Annotated in this window: 21 protein-coding genes and 1 tRNA gene; 9 read left to right on the top strand and 13 right to left on the bottom strand. The window is 67.6% G+C overall.

The features are described from left to right. Positions 1-97 precede the first annotated feature (97 nt). The 3 genes from trpS to tam are packed head-to-tail and all read left to right on the top strand — an operon-like array spanning position 98 to position 2,651. Positions 98-1,147: a tryptophan--tRNA ligase gene (gene trpS / locus MFF22_RS17155; protein ID WP_238250186.1), complete on the top strand. Its 1,050-nt coding sequence runs from the start codon at positions 98-100 to the stop codon at positions 1,145-1,147. After that, the gene (locus MFF22_RS17150) at positions 1,144-1,848 is read left to right on the top strand and encodes a haloacid dehalogenase type II (protein ID WP_238250185.1); all 705 of its coding nucleotides are present in this window, start codon (positions 1,144-1,146) and stop codon (positions 1,846-1,848) included. Before trpS ends, MFF22_RS17150 begins: the two co-directional genes overlap by 4 nt. 20 nt (positions 1,849-1,868) lie before the next feature. Then, positions 1,869-2,651 carry a trans-aconitate 2-methyltransferase gene (gene tam / locus MFF22_RS17145; protein ID WP_238250184.1) on the top strand — a complete coding sequence of 261 codons (783 nt, stop codon included), beginning with the start codon at positions 1,869-1,871 and terminating at the stop codon, positions 2,649-2,651. A 119-nt stretch (positions 2,652-2,770) separates the two neighbouring features. On the opposite strand, the gene MFF22_RS17140 is transcribed toward tam, so the two are convergent. The 4 genes from MFF22_RS17140 to ilvN all read right to left on the bottom strand — a co-directional run bounded on the left by MFF22_RS17140 (position 2,771) and on the right by ilvN (position 5,945). Further along, positions 2,771-3,424: a pyridoxamine 5'-phosphate oxidase family protein gene (locus MFF22_RS17140; RefSeq protein WP_238250183.1), complete on the bottom strand. Its 654-nt coding sequence runs from the start codon at positions 3,422-3,424 to the stop codon at positions 2,771-2,773. Positions 3,425-3,558: 134 nt separating this feature from the next. Then, complete coding sequence (ilvC, locus tag MFF22_RS17135; RefSeq protein ID WP_238250182.1) at positions 3,559-4,578, bottom strand: ketol-acid reductoisomerase; 1,020 nt, start codon at positions 4,576-4,578, stop codon at positions 3,559-3,561. Between the two features lie 131 nt (positions 4,579-4,709). Beyond that, the gene (locus tag MFF22_RS17130; protein ID WP_238250181.1) at positions 4,710-5,354 is read right to left on the bottom strand and encodes a glutathione S-transferase family protein; all 645 of its coding nucleotides are present in this window, start codon (positions 5,352-5,354) and stop codon (positions 4,710-4,712) included. 48 nt (positions 5,355-5,402) lie between these two features. Next, positions 5,403-5,945 carry an acetolactate synthase small subunit gene (gene ilvN / locus MFF22_RS17125; protein WP_238250180.1) on the bottom strand — a complete coding sequence of 181 codons (543 nt, stop codon included), beginning with the start codon at positions 5,943-5,945 and terminating at the stop codon, positions 5,403-5,405. Between the two features lie 110 nt (positions 5,946-6,055). Between ilvN and MFF22_RS17120 the strand changes: the two genes are divergently transcribed. Continuing rightward, positions 6,056-6,991, top strand: coding sequence for a methyltransferase domain-containing protein (locus MFF22_RS17120; protein WP_238250179.1), 936 nt, complete (start codon positions 6,056-6,058; stop codon positions 6,989-6,991). Between the two features lie 15 nt (positions 6,992-7,006). On the opposite strand, the gene MFF22_RS17115 is transcribed toward MFF22_RS17120, so the two are convergent. After that, positions 7,007-8,782, bottom strand: coding sequence for an acetolactate synthase 3 large subunit (locus tag MFF22_RS17115; RefSeq protein WP_238250178.1), 1,776 nt, complete (start codon positions 8,780-8,782; stop codon positions 7,007-7,009). Positions 8,783-9,243: 461 nt separating this feature from the next. Between MFF22_RS17115 and MFF22_RS17110 the strand changes: the two genes are divergently transcribed. Beyond that, positions 9,244-10,866, top strand: a complete 1,623-nt coding sequence (locus MFF22_RS17110; RefSeq protein ID WP_238250177.1) for a histidine kinase famiy protein — start codon at positions 9,244-9,246, stop codon at positions 10,864-10,866. A gap of 6 nt (positions 10,867-10,872) precedes the next feature. Here MFF22_RS17110 and MFF22_RS17105 read toward each other — a convergent pair whose 3' ends face one another. The 4 genes from MFF22_RS17105 to aroQ all read right to left on the bottom strand — a co-directional run bounded on the left by MFF22_RS17105 (position 10,873) and on the right by aroQ (position 14,605). Then, positions 10,873-12,312 (bottom strand): amidase, encoded by a 1,440-nt coding sequence (locus MFF22_RS17105; protein ID WP_238250176.1) that lies wholly within the window; start codon positions 12,310-12,312, stop codon positions 10,873-10,875. Positions 12,313-12,314: 2 nt separating this feature from the next. Further along, positions 12,315-13,379, bottom strand: a complete 1,065-nt coding sequence (pyrC, locus tag MFF22_RS17100; protein WP_238250175.1) for a dihydroorotase — start codon at positions 13,377-13,379, stop codon at positions 12,315-12,317. An 8-nt stretch (positions 13,380-13,387) separates the two neighbouring features. After that, the gene (locus tag MFF22_RS17095; protein WP_238250174.1) at positions 13,388-14,086 is read right to left on the bottom strand and encodes an orotate phosphoribosyltransferase; all 699 of its coding nucleotides are present in this window, start codon (positions 14,084-14,086) and stop codon (positions 13,388-13,390) included. Between the two features lie 72 nt (positions 14,087-14,158). Beyond that, on the bottom strand, positions 14,159-14,605 hold the full coding sequence (gene aroQ, locus MFF22_RS17090) for a type II 3-dehydroquinate dehydratase (protein ID WP_238250173.1): 447 nt from the start codon (positions 14,603-14,605) through the stop codon (positions 14,159-14,161). 187 nt (positions 14,606-14,792) lie between these two features. On the opposite strand from aroQ, the gene MFF22_RS17085 reads away from it, so the two are divergent. The 4 genes from MFF22_RS17085 to MFF22_RS17070 all read left to right on the top strand — a co-directional run bounded on the left by MFF22_RS17085 (position 14,793) and on the right by MFF22_RS17070 (position 17,509). Continuing rightward, positions 14,793-15,638, top strand: coding sequence for a 3-oxoadipate:acetyl-CoA acetyltransferase (locus MFF22_RS17085; RefSeq protein WP_238250172.1), 846 nt, complete (start codon positions 14,793-14,795; stop codon positions 15,636-15,638). Positions 15,639-15,684: 46 nt separating this feature from the next. After that, positions 15,685-15,758: transfer RNA gene (locus MFF22_RS17080), tRNA-Gly, on the top strand. Positions 15,759-15,886: 128 nt separating this feature from the next. Beyond that, positions 15,887-16,534 carry a BON domain-containing protein gene (locus MFF22_RS17075; protein ID WP_238250171.1) on the top strand — a complete coding sequence of 216 codons (648 nt, stop codon included), beginning with the start codon at positions 15,887-15,889 and terminating at the stop codon, positions 16,532-16,534. A gap of 159 nt (positions 16,535-16,693) precedes the next feature. Then, positions 16,694-17,509 carry a universal stress protein gene (locus MFF22_RS17070; protein WP_238250170.1) on the top strand — a complete coding sequence of 272 codons (816 nt, stop codon included), beginning with the start codon at positions 16,694-16,696 and terminating at the stop codon, positions 17,507-17,509. Positions 17,510-17,517: 8 nt separating this feature from the next. On the opposite strand, the gene MFF22_RS17065 is transcribed toward MFF22_RS17070, so the two are convergent. The 4 genes from MFF22_RS17065 to MFF22_RS17050 all read right to left on the bottom strand — a co-directional run bounded on the left by MFF22_RS17065 (position 17,518) and on the right by MFF22_RS17050 (position 21,324). Continuing rightward, a complete protein-coding gene (locus MFF22_RS17065; RefSeq protein ID WP_238250169.1) occupies positions 17,518-18,210 on the bottom strand; it encodes a helix-turn-helix domain-containing protein in 693 nt (230 codons plus the stop codon). A gap of 179 nt (positions 18,211-18,389) precedes the next feature. Continuing rightward, a complete protein-coding gene (locus MFF22_RS17060) occupies positions 18,390-18,758 on the bottom strand; it encodes an SPW repeat protein (protein ID WP_238250168.1) in 369 nt (122 codons plus the stop codon). 417 nt (positions 18,759-19,175) lie between these two features. Then, entirely contained in the window at positions 19,176-19,784 is a 609-nt protein-coding gene (gene fixJ / locus MFF22_RS17055) for a response regulator FixJ (protein WP_238250167.1), read from the bottom strand. Continuing rightward, complete coding sequence (locus MFF22_RS17050) at positions 19,774-21,324, bottom strand: PAS domain-containing sensor histidine kinase (protein ID WP_238250166.1); 1,551 nt, start codon at positions 21,322-21,324, stop codon at positions 19,774-19,776. The genes fixJ and MFF22_RS17050 overlap by 11 nt, the downstream gene beginning before the upstream one ends. Positions 21,325-21,972 lie beyond the last annotated feature (648 nt).

The raw sequence follows: 21,972 nt of genomic DNA, 5'->3' as shown, positions 1-21,972 counted from the left end.
GCTTGACCCCCCGATGGCGGGGGTGCCACTAACCGCCGCCCGGCTGGCGAGACGTGACCACGCGACACCCGGCCCTTCACTCTCAGGATCGGCGCCGATGGCCGCGTTCAAGGAACTGGTGTTTTCGGGGGTTCAGCCGACCGGGAACCTTCACCTCGGCAACTACCTCGGTGCGATCCGGCGCTTCGTGGAGATGCAGGCCCGCGACGCCCAGTGCCTCTACTGCGTCGTCGACCTGCACGCGATCACCGTCTGGCAGGACCCGGACGCCCTGCGCGGCCAGATCCGCGAGGTCACCGCCGCCTTCCTCGCCGCCGGCATCGACCCGAAGCGCTCCATCGTCTTCAACCAGAGCCAAGTGCCGCAGCATGCGGAACTCGCCTGGATTTTCAACTGCGTGGCGCGGCTCGGCTGGCTGAACCGCATGACCCAGTTCAAGGAAAAGGCCGGCAAGGACCGGGAGAACGCCTCCATCGGCCTCTACGATTATCCCGTGCTGATGGCCGCCGACATCCTGGCCTACCGGGCGACACATGTGCCGGTCGGCGAAGACCAGAAGCAGCATCTGGAACTGACCCGGGACATCGCGCAGAAGTTCAATACCGACTTCGCCGCCGCCATCGCGGCGCAGGGGCACGAGGGCGGCTTCTTCCCCATCACCGAACCGCTGATCGGCGGCCCGGCGGCCCGGGTCATGTCCCTCCGGGATGGGACGAAGAAGATGTCGAAGTCCGACCCGTCAGACAATTCCCGCATCAACCTCACCGACGATGCCGATGCCATCGCCCAGAAGATCCGCCGGGCCAAGACCGATCCCGAACCCCTGCCCTCCGAGTTGCCGGGGCTGAAGGAGCGTCCGGAGGCGGACAACCTCGTGGGCATCTACGCGGCGCTCGCCGGGCGGAGCCGGGAGGATGTGCTGCGCGAGTTCGGCGGAGCGCAGTTCTCGACCTTCAAGCCGGCCCTGGCCGACCTCGCCGTGTCGAGCCTCGCGCCCATCGCCGCCGAGATGCGCCGGCTCTCGGCCGACCCCGGCCATATCGAGGCCGTGCTGGCGGACGGTGCCGAGCGGGCGGAAGCCATCGCGCAGGAAACCCTCGATGCGGTGAAGGATATCGTCGGCTTCGTGCGCCGGAGGCGGGCATGACGATCCGCGCGCTGGTCTTCGACGTCTTCGGGACACTCGTCGACTGGCGCTCGGGCGTGGCGCGGGAGGTTCAGCGCCTCCTTGCCGCCCAGGCGCCCGGCCTCGATGCGGGGGCTTTCGCCGATGCGTGGCGCGCGCGCTACCAACCGTCGATGGAAACCGTACGCTCTGGAGCACGGGCCTTCGTGGATCTCGACACGCTCCATGCCGAGTCGTTGCCCGACGTGCTGGCGCAGTTCGGGATCGCTGACGTCTCAGAGGCCGTACAGGCCGAGCTGGTCCAGGCATGGCACCGCCTCGATGCATGGCCGGAGGTACCGGCCGCCCTGGCGCGCCTGCGCAAAACCTTGCTGCTGGCGCCGAATTCGAACGGCCCGGTTCGCCTGATGGTCGACTTGGCCCGTCGCAACGGCCTCGTCTTCGATGCGATCCTCGGGGCGGGCTATTCCCGCGATTACAAGCCGAAGCCTGCCCTGTATCGGGACGCCGTGGCCGCCTTCGGCTTTGCGCCGGAGGAGACGATGATGGTCGCCGCCCATTCGAGCGACCTCGCGGCAGCGGCGAGCCATGGGTTGGCCACCGCTCACATCGCCCGGTTAAACGAGCACGGACCCGCCGGGGGCGAGACCGGGCCCACCGTGCCCGTGACCTATGCTGCGGCGGATCTCGCCGACCTCGCTGACCAACTCGGCTGCCGATAGGGCCAGGGAGGGGAACCGCGATGGCCGACTGGAACCCCGCCCTCTACAGCCGCTTCGAAGACGAACGGACCCGTCCCGCAGCGGATCTCCTGGCCCGCGTGCCCCTGGAGCAGCCGCGCCTTGCCTTCGACCTCGGCTGCGGGCCGGGCAACTCCACAGCGCTCATCGCTGCGCGCTATCCCGAGGCGGAGATCGTCGGCCTCGATACATCGGCCGCCATGCTCGATGCGGCGCGGGTACGCCTGCCCCGGCTGCAATTCGCGCAGGCCGACGCGGCGACATGGGAGCCAATTGAGGCCCCGGACCTGATCTACGCCAATGCCGTGCTGCAGTGGCTTCCCGATCATTCCCGCCTGCTGCCAAGGCTCTTCGGTCTCCTGGGGCCGGGCGGCGTGCTGGCCGTGCAAATGCCCGACAACCTCGCCGAACCGAGCCACCGGCTGATGCGCGAGGTGGCGGCCGCCGGTCCCTGGGCAGCGGCCATCGGCGACCCCGCGGTGGCCGGGCGCCTGGGTCGGATGCTCGAGCCCACCGGCTACTACGATCTTCTCGCGCCCCTGGCGGAGGAGGTGGACGTCTGGCGAACCGCCTACCACCACCGCATGGCGGACGCCGCCGCCATCGTCGCGTGGGTGAGCGCGACGGGCCTGCGTCCCTTCCTCGACCCCCTGGATGTGGGCCAGAGCGCCGGCTTCCTCGCCGCCTACGAGGCGAAGATCGAAGCGGCCTACCCGCCCCGGACAGACGGGCAACGGTTGCTCGCCTTCCCCCGGGTGTTCATCGTGGCGCGGAAATCCTCCTGACATCCGCCCGTCGTTGCGAGCGTAGCGAAGCAAACCGGGGATGCGCAACATTCGGTGCGTCCCGCTGCCCTGGTGTGCTTCACTTCGTTCGCAATGACGTTGGCGGGTGATCCGTCAGATCAGCCCTGCCCGTGCGCGACGAGCTCGCCGTAGGCCCCGAGATCGAGTTCGCCCTCCTTCGCCACCCGGGCGCGGTCCTCGTCGGCGATGACGGGCTGCACGAAGTCCAGGCGCTTCCACTGGGCCAAGGGCGTCTCCTGCCCGGCCTTGGGGACGTAGCGGCTCTCCTCGACCTTCTGATAGCGGTGGATGTAGCGCGGGCAGTTCACCCACACCGACTCGACCTCGACCCGCACGATGTACTGGGCCTCCGGAAAGGAGGCAACCAGCGGGTCGTCCTTCACCACCCGGGCGGTGCCCTGAAGGCGCAGGCGATGGGGCGTCTCGAAGTCGATGAACAGCATCCCAATCTTCCCCTGGCCGGCGATGTTGCCCATCGACAGGAACATGCCGTTGCCGTCGTAGCCGGGAAACGCGATCGTGGTCTCGCTGAGGACCCTGACGACCCCTGTCGGGCCGCCCTTGTAAGACACGGTCGGATTGCCCCCGGCGTCCACCGTCGAGAGAAAGAACATGTCCCGGGACGCGATGAAGGCGCGGTCCTGTTCATCGAGCGCGTGGTGGACGTGATGCTTGTCGAGGAAGTCGGCGAGGCGCGTCGTGCCGAAATCCTCCTGGAGGGCGCGGTGCGCCCCATCGTACAGAGAGTCCAATGGCTCCTCCCGTCTTTATGGTTGGAGCGTTCATTTCAGAGGTCGCCGACAAAGAAAAGGGCCGGTCCCGCTCGCGGAACCGGCCCGGATCTGGTGCAAGCCGGCAGAACCGGCCAGCGACCCCTTTCGAGAAATCAGTTCCGCGACTTGTCGACCAGGGCCTTCTCAGAGATCCACGGCATCATGCCGCGCAGCTTGGTGCCGACCTCCTCGATCGGGTGAGCGGCGAGCTTGGCGCGGGTCGCCTTGAACGAGGTCTGGTTGACCTTGTTCTCCAGCATCCAGTTGCGGGTGAAGGTGCCCGACTGGATGTCCGTCAGCACGCGCTTCATCTCGGCCTTGGTCTCGGGCGTCACGATGCGCGGACCGGTGACATACTCACCGTACTCGGCCGTATTGGAGATCGAGTAATTCATGTTGGCGATGCCGCCCTCGTAGATGAGGTCGACGATCAGCTTCACTTCGTGCAGGCACTCGAAATAGGCCATCTCGGGGGCGTAGCCCGCCTCGACCAGGGTCTCGAAGCCAGCCTTGATCAGCTCGACGAGGCCGCCGCAGAGCACGGCCTGCTCGCCGAACAGGTCGGTCTCGCACTCTTCCTTGAAGGTGGTCTCGATGATGCCGGCGCGGCCGCCGCCATTGGCCGAGGCGTAGGACAGGCCGAGGTCATGGGCGTTACCCGAGGCGTCCTGGGCGATGGCGATGAGCGTCGGGACGCCGCCGCCGCGCAGGTACTCGGAGCGGACCGTGTGGCCGGGGCCCTTCGGGGCGACCATCAGAACGTCGAGATCCTTGCGGGGCTCGATCAGGTTGAAGTGCACGTTGAGGCCGTGGGCGAACAAGAGGGCGGCGCCCTGCTTCATGTTGCCTTCGAGGGACTCGCGGTAGATGTCGCCCTGTAGCTCGTCGGGGGTGAGCATCATCACCACGTCGGCCCACTTCGCCGCTTCGGCGACGGAGAGGACCTTGAAGCCCTCGTGTTCGGCCTTCTTGGCGGTGGCGGAGCCCTCGCGAAGGGCGATGACGATGTCCTTCACGCCCGAATCGCGCAGGTTAAGGGCGTGGGCGTGGCCCTGGCTGCCGTAGCCGACGATGGCGACCTTCTTGCCCTTGATCAGGTTCAGGTCTGCATCGCGATCGTAATACACCCGCATGGCGGCTTCTTCCTTCGATAATACGGTGAGCGCGCGCGGGCGCTCCTATGGTGTGCGGCCGTGCGATGCGCGGGCTTTTAGCCGCGCAAGACCCTGAACGGAAGGCCAAACCGTACAGGGCTGATCCGCCCTCAGGCCGGAAGGGCCAGCCCCTCGCGGGCGAACACCGCCTGGACCGCCGGCCGGGCGCAGACTCGCCGGGCATGGGCCGTCCAAGCGGGGAAGCGTCCGGCCATGTCGAACTTTAGGGCAGCCCCCCGCCCCCAGACCCAGAAGACCATGAGATACGCATCGACGACGCCGAAGCGATCACCCACGGCCCACCCCCCGTGGGAGAGCCGTACTTCGGTCATGGTGCAGAGGTCGCCGTAAGTGTCGGCCGCCTTGGCGCGGATGCCGTCGAGGGCCTCCTCGTCGTCGGTGTACCGCTCGGGGCGGCGCACATGGGCGTAGGCGACGTGGTGGTTGCAGGCGAGCCAGCCGAGCCACTCATCGGCCGCCGCCTGCTCGCGCAGGTCTTCCGGCCACATTCCCTTCTCGTGGACCTGACGGGCCACATGCCGGATGATCGCGGCGCATTCGGTGAGCACCCAGCCGTCCTCGACCAGGGCCGGCACACGACCCCGGTCGTTGATGGCGAGGTACTGGGCCGAGCGCTGGTCGCCCCGGGCGAGGTCCAGAACGTGTCCCTCGAACGGCAGGCCTGACTCCTCCAGCACGATGTGGGCAGCCAGCGAGCAGGCGCCGGGGGCGTAGTAGAGGGTGCAGCTCGTCATCAGCCTCTCCGGCGATCGGATGGTACGCAGCTTTCGGCGGGCGCCGGTTCAGAGCGGCTCCGCCCCCCGGCTCATCGCGGCGATGCCGGTGCGGCAGATCTCCACGAGGCCGATCACGCTCATCAGGCCCACGAAGCGGTCGATCTCCTCGGTCGCCCCCGTCAGCTCGAACACGAAGGAATCGAGGGTCGCGTCGAGCGTCTTCGCCCCGAAGGCAGCCGCCAGCCGCAGGGCTTCGCTGCGGTGCTCGCCCTCGCCCCGCACCTTCACGAGGCAGATTTCCCGCTCAAGCGCGTTGCCCTGAAGCGTCAGATCGACGACCCGGTGAACCGGCACCAGCCGGTCGAGCTGCGCCTTGATCTGCTCGATCACCGCATTCGTGCCCGTCGTCACGATGGTGACGCGCGAGATGTGACGCGCCTCCTCGGTCTCGGACACGGTCAGGCTCTCGATGTTGTAGCCCCGCCCCGAGAACAGCCCCGAGATCCGCGCGAGCACGCCCGGCTCGTTGTCGACCACCACCGCGAGGGTGTGACGGTTGACCGGCTCGACCCGGACCGGATCCGGGTAGTGGGTGTTCATCGCGTTCATCCTCGGGATCCCAACCTGATGTTGCAGCCCGACCGGGGCCGTTGCCTGCGGAGTTCCGTCCCGGAAGCTTGCCTGGACGCTCCCGGAGACGCGTGATAACGGCGCGGCCGATGACAGCCCGACAGCGCGCCCTCGATGCCGTAAGCCCAAGCGGACGCCTCGGCGTCGAACTGGGCCCCCTCAACCGGCCGTTGATCTGGCGCGAGGACGGCGACGTGCTCTACGCCGACCATCGCTCCACCGACGACCTCCGCGCCAAGTATGCCGGGCACGAGACGGTCATCGGGCCCAAGGCGCAGCCGATCGTCGATGTCGACCTCGTCCTCGACCGCCAGAGCCTCGCCGAGGCCCTGGGTCCCCGTGCGCCCGTGGATTACGTGGTGGCGAGCCACGTCATCGAGCATATCCCCGATCCGATCGGATGGCTCAACGAATTGGCCGGCATCCTGCGCGAGGACGGGGTGGTCTTCCTCGTGGTGCCCGACAAGCGGTTCACCTTCGATTTCCGCCGGGCGCCATCGACCACCGGAGACCTCGTCGGCCACCACATCGCCGCCGCGAAACTGGCGAGCCCGGTGCAGATCTTCGAATACGTCGCCCGCGTCGCCGACGTCGATCCGGCGGCGGTCTGGGCAGGCACGCAACGCGATCCGCGCCCCATCTTCGACGGACAGCTCGTCAGGGCCCTCGCCGATGCGCGCTACGTCGCCGAGCATCGCACCTATTACGACGCCCACTGCACCGTCTACACGCCGGTGAGCTTCCTCGCGGTGTTCCGCGAAATCGTCGAACTCGGCCTGATCCCCTTCGAGATCGCGCGGATCGATCCGACGGAGCGCAACGCCATCGAGTTCTACGTGACTCTCCGGAAGCGCTCCGGCGAGAGCGCTGCGGACCGGGCTGCGAGGACGCCGCACCTCGACCCCCGGCATCACCACGAGATGCCCGAGGTGCCGGTGCGCGGGTTCGGGCGGCGCCTCACCCTGGCGCTGCGGATGCTGCGCACCGGCAGCATCCGCGGGTCTGAGGCCGGCTCGCACGGCTGACTCCTTCGCGAAGGATCAAACGAGCATCTTGCCTTCCTCGGAGATCACGTCGCCCAATTCGACGCCGGTCTCGCCGAGGTAGTCGGAGAGCAACATCTCGTTGTGCGCCTTGCCCGATGGGATCATCGGGAAGCAGTTCTCCGTCTTGTCGACCACGCAGTCGAACAGGACCGGGCCGTCGTAGTCGATCATCTCGGCGATGGCGGCGTCCAGGTCGCCCGGCTTCTCGCAGCGCATCCCCTTGGCGCCATAGGCCTCCGCGAGCTTCACGAAGTCCGGCAGGCTCTCCGAGTAGCTCTGCGAGTAGCGCGAGCCGTGCAGCAGTTCCTGCCACTGCCGGACCATGCCCATGTACTCGTTGTTGAGGATGAAGACCTTCACCGGAAGGCGGTACTGGATCGCGGTCGAAAGCTCCTGGATGTTCATCAGGATCGACGCCTCACCCGCGATGTCGATCACGAGCCCATCCCGGTTGGCGAGCTGCGTGCCGATGGCGGCGGGCAGCCCGTAACCCATCGTGCCCAGCCCACCGGACGTCATCCAGCGGTTCGGCTCGTCGAACTTGAAGTACTGTGCCGCCCACATCTGATGCTGGCCGACCTCCGTCGTGATGAAGGTCTTGCGGTCCTTACACGCCTCGTAAAGCCGCTGGACCGCGTATTGCGGTTTGATGATCGTGCCGGAGGGCCAGTACGCGAGGCAATCGCGCCCCTTCCAGGCCCGGATCTTCTGAAACCAGCTTTCCAGGTTCGACTTCTGCGGCCGCTCCGGCAGCGAGCGCCACGCCTCCAGCATGTCGGCCAGCACCGAGGCACAATCGCCGACGATGCCGATATCGGCCTTCACGACCTTGTTGATCGACGAGGCATCGACGTCGATGTGGATCTTCTTCGAGAAGGGCGAGAAGGCATCGAGCCGGCCGGTGATGCGGTCATCGAAGCGTGCACCGACGCAGATCATCACGTCGCATTCGTGCATCGAGAGGTTGGCCTCGTAGGTCCCGTGCATGCCGAGCATGCCGAGGAACTTCTCATCCGTGCCGGGATAAGCACCCAGCCCCATCAGCGTGGAGGTGATGGGGAAGCCGGTCTCGGCCACGAGCTCCCGCAGCAGGCGCGACGCCTCCGGCCCGGCATTGATGACGCCGCCGCCGGTGTAGAACACGGGGCGCCGGGCGCCGGCCATTAGTTCGACCGCGGCGCGGATCCGGTCCGCATCGCCCTTCACCGCCGGCTTGTAGGTCTTGTGCCGCATCGTCGTGGGGCGCTCGTAGAGGCCGCTCGCGAACTGGATGTCCTTCGGCAGGTCGATGACGACCGGGCCCGGACGACCGTTCTTCGCGACGTAGAACGCCTCGTGCAGGATGCGCGGCAGGTCGTCGATCGATTTGACGAGGTAATTGTGCTTCGTGCAGTGCCGGGTGATGCCGACCGTGTCGCACTCCTGGAAGGCATCGGTGCCGATCAGGTGCGTGGGCACCTGCCCGGTGATGCAGACCAGCGGGATCGAATCCAGCATCGCGTCGGTGAGGCCGGTGACAATGTTGGTGGCGCCCGGCCCGGACGTGACGAGCACGCAGCCGACCTTGCCGGAAGAGCGCGCATACCCTTCCGCCGCGTGGACGGCGCCCTGCTCGTGGCGCACGAGGATGTGGTTCACCTTATCCTGGTGAAACAACGCATCGTAGATCGGAAGCACCGCGCCGCCGGGATACCCGAAGAGCGTGTCCACCCCCTGATCCTGGAACGCCCGGATGACCATCTCGGCCCCGGTCATGACCTCGCCGCCCATGCTCCGTCTCCTCGTCCTCTCGGCCGGTTCTCCCGGCCATCCGTCCCGCCGCCGCGCCCGTCGCGGGCAATAAAAAAGGGCCCCGAGGGACCCTGCAAGCGCCACCAACCGGATCGCGGCCTGTTTAAGGCCGCCCCGTCGGTGACGCCACCGCTACAATAAGAACCGCGCGCATCGGAATTCCGAAATCTCAGTCAGCACCCTCGCCCCGACCATCCGGAGTCTTCGCGCGCCGACAATCACGCCTCATAGCGAATGCCGCCGTGCCGGTCAACGATCTCCGACGCCGGCAAGAGATCGACGGGAAATCTCGGCGAGGTTGTGCCGCGGCACATCTGCTGCGACGTCGTGACGTGGCGAAATCTTGTTTTCGATGCTGGGCAGTACGCTCGTTTAGGTTACGGATCGAGCAGCGAAGGTCCCGGAAGAGGGCCTCGGCCGCACGGGAGTTCCCAACCGCGATGGCGCCGCCCGAGAAGCCGAAGAACGAGGGCCCGCCCGTCACGATCGATGAAAACGGGCCATCGCGCGCCATCGACCGGCATCACGAAATCTTCTTTGCGGCCGTGGAAACCACCCGCATGCCGATGATCGTCACCGATCCGCATCGGCCGGACAACCCGATCATCTTCGCCAATCGGGCCTTCGAGAAGATGACGGGCTACCATCGCAGCGAGATACTCGGCTCGAACTGCCGCTTGCTCCAGGGACCGGAGACCGATGCCGGCACCATCGCCGACGTCCGCAGGGCCGTCGCCGAGCATCGGGAATTCGCCACCGAGATCCTGAACTACCGGAAGGACGGCTCGACCTTCTGGAATGCGCTCTTCGTCTCACCGGTCTTCAACCGCTCGGGTGACCTCGTCTTTTTCTTCGGCTCCCAACTCGACGTGTCACGGCGGCGCGACGCCGAGGAATCGCTCCATCAGGCGCAGAAGATGGAGAGCCTGGGCCAACTGACCGGCGGAATCGCCCACGATTTCAACAACCTGCTGCAGATCATCTCCGGGCACAACGAGGTGATCCTCGCCCTCATCGACCATCCGGACATCGACCTCTCCCGCCTGCGCCGGTCCGCGAAAGCGGTCCACGACGCCGCCGACCGGGCGGCGATCCTGACGCACCAGCTCCTGGCCTTCGCGCGCAAGCAGCGCCTGGAGGGCCGGCTCCTCAACCTCAACAAGCTCGTCGCCGGCGTGAGCGAGATGGCGACGCGGACGCTCGGCGGCCACGTGCATCTGACCACGGACTTGGCCCCGGACCTGCGCAATGTGCGGATCGACCCCACCCAGGCCGAGGTCGCGCTCCTGAACATCCTGCTCAATGCACGGGACGCGATGCCGGGCGGCGGCCAGGTGACGGTGAGGACAGAGAACCTCCGGATCGCGAACGAGGGTCCTGCGCTGTTCACGGACGTGTTGCCCGGCCCCTACGTGGCCATCTCCGTGACGGATGACGGCGCGGGCATGCCGCCGGAGATCCTGACCCGCATCCTCGAGCCGTTCTTCACCACCAAGGGGGAGGGCAAGGGAACCGGCCTCGGGCTGGCGATGGTCTACGGCTTCGCCAAGCAGTCCGGCGGGACGGTCGAGTTGATGTCGGAGGTGGGCCGCGGCACCACCGTGCGTTTGCTCTTCCCCGCGAGCGACCAGACGATCGAGGCGGAGCGCCGGGCGGCGGCCAGGATCACCGAGCGGCGGGGATCGGAGACGATCCTGGTGGTCGATGATCGACCGGAGGCCGCCGCCACGGCGGGGGCGATCCTGGAGGATTTCGGCTACCGGGTGATCCTGTGCGATGGTGCCGGCCCGGCTTTGGACATCCTCGACGGGGAAACACGGATCGATCTGTTGTTCACGGATCTGATCATGCCCGGCGGAATGAACGGTGTCATGCTCGCCCGGGCCGCGCGGGAGCGCCAGCCGCGGATCAAGGTGCTGTTGACCACGGGCTACGCCGAATCGTCCCTGGAGCGCACGGATGCCGGCGGCTCCGAGTTCGACGTCATCGACAAACCCTACAAGCGCCTGGAACTCGCCCTCCGGGTCCGCCGGACCCTCGACGGGGTCGCCGCGATCGGGTGACGGGTGTCATCCTGCCGGGGGCGGGTAGCGCTGCACCCAGCCGCTGGCCGCATCGTAGGCGGCGCCGAGTTGAAGGCAGGCCAACTCCCCGTGGTTGCGCCCGACGATCTGGATGCCCGCCGGAAGGCCATCGGGGCCGAAGCCCGCCGGCACCGCGAGGGCCGGAAGCCCGGCCATCGTCGCCGGGACGGCGATCTGCATCCAGCGGTGGTAGGTGTCCATCTCCTTGCCGCCGACCGTCTCCGGCCAGCGGATCGCGCTGTCGAACGGGAAGACCTGGGCGGTGGGCATCACCACAAAATCGTAGACGTCCATGAAGCGGCGCAGGGCGCCGTACCACCGGGTTCTCCCCTCCTGCGCCGCCGTCACCTGCGCCGCCGTGAGGACGAGGCCGCGCTCGGCCTCCCAGACCGCCTCAGGCTTCATCAGGGCCCTATGCGCCGGGTTCGCGAGAAGCGGCCGAAGGTTCGCCGAGACCGTCGCGGCCCGCAGGACCAGCCAGTCTTGCCAGACCTGCTCGATGTCGAATTCGGGAACCGCCTCCTCGACCACGCAGCCCATGTCGATGAAGGCCTGGAGCGCCGCCCGGCAGGTGTCCAGCACGCCCGGATCGAACGGGATCCGGCCGCCGAAATCCCCGAGCCACGCGATCCGCACACCGCGGAAATCGCGTTCCAGGGGAGCGGCGAAACCCGCTGGGTCCTGCCGGATCGCGTTGGGGCAGCGGGGATCGTAGCCCGCCTGCACCGAGAGCATGAGCCCGATATCGGCAGGGCTGCGCCCGATGGCCCCCGACACGCTGAGGCCGGGGCTGAACACATCCGGCCCCTCCACGGGGATGCGGCCCCAGCAGGTGCGCAGGCCATACACGTTGTTGAAGGCCGGCGGGTTGCGCAGGGATCCGCCGTGGTCGGTCCCGTCCGCTACGGGCTGCATCCGCAGGGCGACGGCCACCGCCGCGCCGCCGCTCGAGCCGCCGCCGGTCTTGCCCGGGTCGTAGGCGTTGACCGTAGTGCCGTAGACCGGATTGAAGCTGTGGGAGCCGAGCCCGAATTCCGGGATGTTGGTCTTACCGATGAAGATCGCCCCCGCCGCCCGCAGCCGGGAGACCATGATCGAATCGGCCTCCGCGATCCGCTGGGCGAAGACGGGCGAGCCCTGGGTGAACGGGAGCCCGCGGACGGGATCGAGATCCTTGACCGCGAGGGGAAAGCCGTGAAGCGCCCCCACCGGCTCGCCCCTGGCCAGGGCGGCATCCGCCTGCGCCGCCTCGCGCAGCAGGTCATCCCCGTCCCGGAGGGCGACGATGGCGTTGAAGGTGGGGTTCAGGCGAGCGATCCGGTCCAGATAGGCCTGCATCACTTCCGTGCAGGAGACCGCCCGGCCGCGGATCGCGGCGGAGAGGTGAACCGCGCCGAGGGCGGTGATGCCGTCCGCGTCCGCCACGCTCACGCCCTCCCGATCGTCCAGGGCAGGGTCTCGTCCCCGCGGAAGACCACGACCTCCGTGTCGTCCACCGCGACACAGGTGGCGACCCGCCCTGGCCGTCTCTCCAGGGTGATGGTGTCGGCATTGGGCTCCAACCCGTGGAAGCGGGCACCGCGGAGGGAGGCGAACCCCTCGAACCGGTCGAGCGCACCCTCTTCATCGAAGACCTGGACATAGGTCTGCAGGGCGGTGGGGCCGCAGAACACACCCGCGCAGCCACAGGCCGACTCCTTCGCACCCACCGGGTGCGGTGCCGTATCGGTGCCGAGGTAGAAGCATTCTTCTCCGGACGTCGCCGCCTTGCGCAGGGCAAGGCGGTGCCGCTCCCGCTTCGCCACGGGCAGGCAGTACAGGTGCGGCCTGAGCCCCCCCTGGAAGATGTGCGTGCGGTTGATGACGAGGTGATGGGGGGTGATCGTCGCGGCGACCCGCGGGGCGTTGGCGCGAACGACGTCGAGGATCTCCGCGGTGGTGGCATGCTCCACCGTGACCTTCAGGCCCTGGTGGCGGGCGAGCAGCGGCAGGAGCTTCGTCTCCATGAACACGGCCTCCCGGTCGAAGATATCGACGGCCGGGTCCGTCACCTCGCCGTGGATCAGGAGCGGCATGCCGATCCGCTCCATCCGCTCCAGCACCGGGGCGATGGTGGCGAGGTCGGTGACGCCCGCGTGGGAATTGGTGGTGGCGCCGGCCGGGTAGAGCTTGGCCGCGATCCAGACCTTCTCCGCGAAACCGCGCTCGATCTCGTCCGGGCTCGTGGCGTCGGTGAGATAACAGGTCATGAGCGGCGTGAAGCGCATCCCCTCCGGCAGGGCCGCGAGGATGCGGTCCCGGTAGCCGGCGGCGGCCTCGACGGTCGTCACCGGGGGCACGAGGTTCGGCATGATGATGCCGCGGGCGAACTGCGCCGCCGTGTAGGGAAGCGCCGCCCGCAGCATGGCCCCGTCGCGGAGGTGGATGTGCCAGTCGTCCGGCTTGCGGATGACGAGGCGATCGAGGGCGGCGGGGGCGGGATCGGCGGCCATGATGCGCCTCAGCCCTGACCGAAGGCGGAGATGCCGCCGTGGGCCGACGACCATGCGGCGGGTTCGTGCAGGAAGCTCTCCACCTCCTTGAGCGTCACGGGATCGAAGGTGCCCGCCTCCTTGGCGACTTCCAGCACGTCCCACCACGTGGTCAGAGCGTGCAGCTTGATGCCGGTTTCCTTCAGCAGATCGGCGCTGTCGGGGAAGATGTCGTAGTAGAAGAGAACGAAGCAGTGATCGACCGTGGCGCCCGCGTCCCGCAGGGCCTTGCAGAAGTTGACCTTGCTGCGCCCGTCCGTCGCCAGATCCTCGACGAGGAGCGTCTTCGCGCCCTCCACGACCTCGCCCTCGATCTGCGCATTGCGGCCGAAGCCCTTCGCCTTCTTGCGCACGTACTGCATCGGCAGCCCGAGGCGGTCGGCGATCCACGCGGCGAAGGGGATACCCGCCGTCTCGCCGCCGGCGATATGGGTCAGCGATTCGTAGCCGACCTCGCGCACGATGGTCGAGACGGCGAAGTCGATGAGGGCGGTGCGCAACCGGGGATACGAAATGATCTTGCGGCAATCCGTATAGACGGGACTTGCCCAGCCCGAGGTGAACTTGAACGGTTCGGTCTTGTAGAAATGGACGGCCTCGATCTCCAGGAACATCTTCGCCGCCTCGCGGGCGATCAGCTTCCGGTCGATCGGCAGGAAAGAGGTCATGTCTCAACGCTCGGGGATAGGACGGTCTGCGTTGTCCTCATGCCAACGGGAGCGGGCGTCAACCCTGCTCGATCAACCCCCCGCCCTTCGCAGCTGCGCGAGGTGGCGGATGGCCAGGGCATAACCGTGGATGCCGAACCCCGCCAACACGGCGGTGGCCGCCTTCGACACGTACGAGTGATGTCGAAAGGCTTCGCGGCGATGGACGTTCGAGATGTGACACTCGATCACCGGCACCTCGCAGGCATTCAGGGCATCGAGGATCGCCACGGAGGTATGGGTGTAGGCCCCCGCATTGATCACGATGCCGGCCGTCCCGATGCGGAACTCATGGATCGCGTCGATGAGCACATGCTCGGCGTTGCTCTGACGGCATTCGGCTTGCAGACCGAACTCCGCGGCCGTGGACCGGCACAGCGCCTCGACATCGGCGAGGGTGGCGCTGCCGTAGACCTCCGGCTGGCGCTGGCCCAGCAGGTTGAGGTTCGGCCCATTCAGGACCAGCACCGTATCGTTCATTCCCGTCACCTCCGGCCGCTCGCGAGAGGTGCGTCAATCGTGCCGCCGACTCAAGCCCGGTGCGGTCAAAGTGGCGGCATTGTCGTCCGAGAGCGGATAGGCGCTGCCCCGCGATGTTTGGCCAGGGGCACAGCGGGGCTATGACAAGTGCCGCGGGTGGATGCGGACGAGCACAGGGACACCGACGATGGCGACATCAGGACACGACGCACCGGTGGTGATCGCGGTGGCGATCTCGGGTTCGGTGCCCCGCAAAAAGGACAATCCGGCGGTCCCGGTCACGGTGCCAGAGCAGATCGAGTCGACGCATCAGGCGTTCGAGGCGGGGGCGACCCTGGCCCATATCCACGTGCGCAACGACGACGAGAGTCCCTCCTCTGATCCCGACAGGTTCGCCGCGGTCCAGGAAGGCTTGCGCCGCCATTGCCCGGGCATGATCGTCCAGTTTTCCACGGGCGGCCGGGGTCGCGATCCGGCGGCCCGGGGCCTGTCGCTAAAACACCGCCCCGACATGGCGTCGCTCTCGACGGGCTCGGTGAATTTCCCGACGATCGTCTACGAGAATGCCGCGACCCTCGTGACCGATCTCGCCACGCAGATGAAGCAGTTCGGGGTGCGCCCGGAGATCGAGATCTTCGACCTGTCGCATCTCCACGGGGCCAAGCGCCTGATCGAGGCCGGTCTCATGGATGAGCGCCCTCACGTGCAGTTCGTCATGGGCGTGCAGAACGCCATGCCGGCGGACGAGCACCTTCTCGACATCCTGCTCGCCGAGTGCCGCCGCACCCTGCCGAAGGCGACCTGGACCGCGGCGGGCATCGGCCGCAACCAGGGCGTCGTGATGGAATGGGCGCTGGCCCGCGGGGCGGATGCAGTCCGCACCGGGTTGGAAGACAATATCCGGGTGACGAAGGACCGGCTGGCGGCGAGCAACGCCGAATTGGTCGGCCTCGCGGCCGAGGCGGTCGCCCGGCACGGACGCCGGGTGGCCAGCCCGGCCGAGGCCCGGGCGGCCCTGGGCCTTACAACCTGAAGGCCGTCTTCTCAGGCCGCAGCGGGCGTGCTAGATCGACGCCCGCGCGGGTGTAGCTCAATGGTAGAGCAGCAGCCTTCCAAGCTGAATACGAGGGTTCGATTCCCTTCACCCGCTCCATTGGCTCTCCCTGAGACTGCCGGGCCGTGAGAACGGCGCTTGCGCTACATCAATGTCGGGCATCTCGCCTGTCCTAATGTCTGACCCGTTCGGAAGCGGACTGGACTTGGACGTTCGGGAGAAGGTCGATGCGCGACACACTGATCCGTCAGCACGTCATCGAAGAACTCGACTTCGATCCACGTATCGAGGCGGCCCATATCGGTGTCGCTGTCGAGAACGGCATCGTCACCCTGTCCGGGCACGTTGGCAGCTTCGCGGAGCGCGACGCGGCCGAGAAGGCGGCTCAGAAGGTGCGGGGCGTGCGCGGTGTCGTCGAGGAGATCAAGGTTCGCTTCGACGGTGAAACGCCCCCGCGCGACGAGGATCTGGCGCAGCGGGCGGTGCAGATGCTCGATTGGTCGGCGACGATCCCGAAGAATACCGTTCAGGTGAAGGTCCTGGACGGCTGGGTAACGCTGAACGGCAGGGTCGGCTGGCAGTACCAGCGGGAGGAAGCCTACCGGGCGATCCGGCGCCTCGCGGGTGTGGCCGGGATCACGAATTCCATCGAAGTGATGCCCAAGGCCAGCGTTCCCGATGTGCGCGCGAAGATCATGGCCGCGCTCAAACGCAACGCCGAGTTGGAAGCGGACGCCATCAAGGTCACGGTCAAGGATGCCAAGGTCATCCTCGAGGGCAAGGTCAACGCTTGGTACGAGCGCCAGCTGGCCGAGAACGCCGCATGGTCGGCGCCCGGCGTGCGCGCCGTCGAGGACCATCTGACGCTGCCCTGACAGCGGGATCAAACAGCCGGCGGCAAAAGAGGGTCGCCGGACTCATGGCGGGTGCCAGTGCCCTCCCCGCTCACCGGACAACACGGGCCGGCCTGGACGACCGACCACATCCGCTGCCCCTCGAACCCACGCGCCATCCCGGGCAGCGGAGACTGCATCATGTCCTACGCCAGCATCATGGTCGCGATGGATCTGACGCCGGAGGCACGGGACCGCGTCCGGGTCGCGGGCGACCTCGCCGATTTCTTCCGGGCACGGTTGATCGGCGTCGCGGCGGATCAGCCGGACTACACGGTCCCTCCGGTGGGGCCGACGCCGGCCGGCGTCTACGCCTTGGCGGATTCCGATGAGGTCGTCCTCAACGATCTCCGCCTCGCCCATGCGGCCTTCGACGAGGCGGCGGGTGCGCGCAGCCGGGTGGCGTGGCGCTCGAACCTCGACTTCCCGCTCCCCTTCCTGGTCCGGCAGGCTGCCGGCGCAGATCTCGTGGTGCTCGGCCGCGGGACAGGCGGCGGTCCCGGCCTTTTCTCCATCGATACCGCCGATGCGATCATGCGGCTGGGACGGCCCGTCCTGGTCGTGCCGCCGGGGATCGATCATCTCGCTCCCCAACGGATCGCCATCGGCTGGAAGAACACCCGCGAGGCCCGCCGCGCCGTGCGGGACGCGCTTCCGTTCCTCAAACGGGCCTTGCATGTCGATGTGATCGCGATCGACGACGGACAGGGTGCGATGGAAACCCGCGAGGTCATCGGTTTCCTGCATGCGCAGCAGGTCGCCGCCAGGATCGTCGAGGCGAGTGCGTCGGGCGGAGGATCGGTCGCCGACGCGCTCATGGAGGCCGCCAGGGAGCGCGCGGTCAATCTGATCGTCGCGGGCGCCTACGGGCATGGCCGCCTGCGCGAATGGGCGTTCGGCGGGGTGACACGCTCGCTGCTGACCTCCGCCCCTGTCTGTTGCCTGATGAGCCACTGACGGACCGGTCAGTCGCCGGCGAGCTGCCGGAGGCGACCGTGGCGGATGCTGATGCGACGGCCGCCGCTGCGGAGCAGCGCCCCGTGTTCCTCCATCAGCGAAAGCGTGCGCGAGACCGTCTCGACGGTGAGACCGAGATAATCCGCGATGTCGCGCCGGGTCATCGGCAGGGCGAAGGTGCTGGTCCCGCCGAGGCGCTCATCCACCTCGATCAGGAACGCGGCGATGCGTTCCTGCGCCGTGCAGCGCCCGAGAAGGACGGCGAGGTCCTGGGCATGGCGCAGTTCGGTCGTCGCCCGGGTCCAGAGTTGACAGGCGACTTCGGCGAAGCTGGCGGCGGCACGTTCGATCTGACGGCGCTTGAAGATCAGGACCCTCGTCTCGGTCAGGGCCTCGGCCGTGTGCCGGTGGGTCGCGCCCGACTCCAGACCGAACAGGTCGCCGGGCAGGTGGAACCCCGTGATCTGCCGGCGCCCGTCGTTCAGGATGTTATGAGTGCGCACGGCCCCCCCGACGATCTTGTAGACGAATTCCGCCTCCTCCCCCTCGCCGTAGATCTCCTCCTCCCGCGAATAGGAAAACGACGTCCCGATGATCTCGGGATGCCCCTTGAAAGGTGCGATCTCCGGAAACTCCACGCGGCACGAGGGGTGCTCCGCGAACGTCTCCAAAGCCGTCGGCGGGGTGAACTCGGTTGTCATGGCCCTATTCCTCGCCCGTGACCGATGGGTGAGAGTGGCGTTCCGCCGGGGGCCGAGAAATTCAGGTTCTTAACTTAAGAGTGCTTGCTTAGGGACAACTACGGACAGACGCATCGGCCGTCCGCTTTTGTCGAACCGGACGCCGCGTCGCTGCGTCCGGTCTCTTGCCGGCCTGCAGGTCAGACCGACTGCGTCTCGGGCGACACGAAGAGCCGCCAGAGTTCGAACGCGGCGACGACGGCCACCGCGAGCCCGATGATCAGATGCGTCCACATCATGAAGCCGCCGTCCGCGAAACCGAAGACCCACGGCGCCATCGCGACCCACATGCCGACGGCGAGGTTCAGGAATTCCTCCCAATCGTACGTCCTGTCCAGGGCGATGGCCGCAACGCCGGCGATGGCTATCCCGCTGATCAGGGCGTTGCGCGCCACCGCGGTCTCGTATTCGAGCCCCAGCAGCCACGGGCTGAGGATGAGCAGCGCACCCAGAAGGATGTTGATGGCATTGGGGACCATGTCTTCGGTCCGGTTCTTGATCGTCAGCATCGACCGCTCCTCTTGGTCGTGGAGCCGGGACGATGGGCGGCACCCGGCTCGCCGACGGCGGATCATCCGCCGTCTCGGATGGCCGCAGGCTCCCTCGTTCCAGTGCCGGGGCGTTGACCTAGCTCAATCTCCCGCGGGTCCTGCGGGCTCTCCTGTCGGCGGAGCTTGGGCGGGTATGCGACAGACCGCCCCCGGCGGCCGGATGCTCCGAGACGTCGGTGCTCCGCACGACTTGCGGCAGGTCAAGAGTCGCGGCTCCGGATATGACAGCCTCGGAGCAGCCGGAACGGGGAAGGCGCAGGCAGTCCCTCACTGAGCCCTGGGCCGTTCCGCGCAAGCCGCCGCGCCCGCAAAGTCCCGCGGCGGGCTTATTGCGACATCCCAGCCGGTGCGTCGGCTTTCGGCAACGCCCGTCCCTCACGCGATTCCGGCCAAGACGGCCCAGCGCACCAGTTCCTGCAGGTTGCAGGCGCGGGTCTTGGCCATGAGCTTGGCTCGGTAGATCTCGACGGTCCGGGGGCTGATGTCGAGGGTCCGGGCGATCTCCTTGCTGGTCCCTCCGGCGACGAGGGCGTCCAGCACCTGCCGCTCGCGCTCGGTCAGGGTTCCGACCCTCCGGACGAAGTCCTGCAGCCCGGGATCGCGGGGCGGCCCCGAGCCATCCCGCTCCAGGGCCGAGCGCAGGGTGTGCAGGAGGGATTCATCGTCGAAGGGCTTTTCGAGGAAATCGTCTGCGCCGAGCTTCATGGCTTCCACTGCGAGGGGGACGTCGCCGTGCCCCGTCATCATCACGACCGGGAGCTTCCTGCCGGCCGCTCGCAGACGGCGAAGCAGCGTCATCCCGTCAAGACCAGGCATGCGGATGTCGGCCAGGACGCACCCCGAGACCGTCTCATCAAGCCTGTCGAGGAAGTCGATCGCCGTCTCGTAGACGCGCACCTCGTATCCCGCGGTCGTCAAGAGAAAGGCGAGGGATTCGCGCATGGCCGGATCGTCGTCCACGACGTGCACGAGCCTAGACGGCATCGCCGAGGTCCCCCCTGTCCGCCGTCGGCAAGGTAAGCCGGAAGGTCGCCCCGCCATGCGGGTTGCGCTCCGCCGTCAGGCGGCCCCCATGCGCCTCAACGATCGTGCGGCAGATCGAGAGCCCGACGCCCATTCCTGTCCGCTTCGTGGTCACGAAGGGCTCGAACAGGCGGTCGGCCACCTCTTCGGGGATGCCGGGGCCTGTGTCCGCCACCGCGATCTCGGCCAATTCCGGCCCGACCATCCGCGTCGTGATGGTCAGTTCGCGCAGGACGCTGTGCTGCATGGCCTCCCGGGCATTCCGCATCAGGTTGAACAGGACCTGCTGCACCTGCACCCGGTCGACCAGAACGCAATCGGTTGCCGGATCGAGGACGATCCCCGAGGTGATACCCTGCTCCCGGGCTCCGACGAGGGCGAGGGCGCCGGCCTCCTCGACCAGCCGGGCGACCGGCTCGACCCGTTTCTCCGTCTCGCCGCGGGCGACGAACTCGCGCAACCGGCGGATGATCTGCCCGGCCCGGAGGGCCTGTTCGGCCGCCTTGTCGAGGACTTCGATCGTCTTGGCGATGGAGGCGGGATCGGGGCTGGCCAGGAGACGGCGGCACCCCTTCGTGTAGTTGGCGATGGCGCCGAGCGGTTGGTTCAGCTCGTGGGCCAGGGTCGAGGCCATCTCACCCATCTCGCTGAGCCGTGACATGTGCGCCAACTCGGACTGAAGCTCGCGCATCCGCGTCTCAGTGCGCTGGCGTTCGGTGAGGTCGTTGATGAAGGCCGTGTAGAAGACAGACTCGCCCGAGCGCATCTTGCCTACGGTCAGTTCCATCGGAAACGTGGAGCCGTCCCGCCGCCGGCCCGTCACCGCCCTGTTCCTGCCGACGATCCGCCGCTCCCCCGTGTCGCGACAGGAGGACAGGAACAGGTCGTGCTCGCCGGTCACCGCGTCCGGCATCAGGAACCGGACGTTCTGGCCCGCCATCTCGCCCGCGGCGTAACCGAAGAGGCGCTCGGCCGCCGCGCTGAAGGAATGGATCGCCCCCGCCTCGTCGATGACAACCATCGCCTCGGGCACGGTATCGAGGATCGAGCGCAGATGCGCCTCCCGGGCCCGCAGATCCGCCTCGGCCCGCTTCTGAGCGTCGATGCTGATGACCACGCCCCGGTGCCGGAGTGGCCGCCTCCGTTCGTCCAACCGGACGCTGCCCTTAGAGCGCAGCCAGCACACGCTCCCGTCAGTTCGTTCGACCCGGTAGTCGACTTCGTACCGTCCGCCTTCCCGCAGGGCGCGCTGGATTGCGTCAGCCCGGACCTGCCGGTCCTCGGGATGTACCACGGCTTGGGACCCCTCGAAGGTCGTCAGCCGGTCGAGTTCCACCCCGAACAGGCGTGAGCAGGTCGGCGAGACCGTCGCGCGACCCGTGGGAATGTCCAGGGACCAGACGCAGATGCCCACCTCGTCGAGGGCGAGGCAGAACTCCTCGACGATTGCCGATTCCGCCTCGTGCCGTTCGCCCGCGGGCAGGTGGATTGCATTCGCCATGGCTCACGACGGATCCTCGGCAGCGGCCCCAACCCCACGCAGCGGACGTTCGACACCGCCCAGGCGGCAACCGGTGCGGGACCGCGGGATAGTCGCACACAAATGCCTCACGTGCTGCATAGCACCAAGTTATTTTGTGCTGAATACTCAAATTTTCCGCTTGCTTAGCGCGGCAAAACTCACTGACGCATGCTTTCGGCAGGTCCCGCCGCGGGGGATAGGAGAAAATTGAGATAGATCAAGATATTCCGAACGGAATGAAACGAGACTTCGGGGCCACCGTGAAGGGGGTGTCCGATGCCGACGACTTCTGGACCGCCGGGCTCTGCCGTCCGCGATGTCGTCGTCGGGACGACGGTCGACGGTGCACGCGAGCCCGGACTGGCGGCAGACACCCGCGCTGGCTCTCCAAACGGCACCCGGCCCCAGCCGCCCGCGCCCGCTGATGCCCAAGAGGCGGCGATGAGCCCATCGAACCGGGCCGGCACCCGCCGGCGTGATTCGCCACCGTCGCCGACATCCCAGTCAGCCGAAGGGCCTGAGCGACGCAACGAACCCGACAGGCTGGATTGGGCCGAGCCGTTGACCGACGAGGAACGGCAGGCCCTGGAGGCAGGCTGGAGCTTTCTGGAATGACAGAATGCGGAA

Source organism: Methylobacterium persicinum, from assembly GCF_022179525.1.
Taxonomy (GTDB): Bacteria; Pseudomonadota; Alphaproteobacteria; order Rhizobiales; family Beijerinckiaceae; genus Methylobacterium; species Methylobacterium persicinum.
Note: the sequence above shows the minus strand (reverse complement) of the source record. Positions and strands in the feature narration are given on the sequence as shown.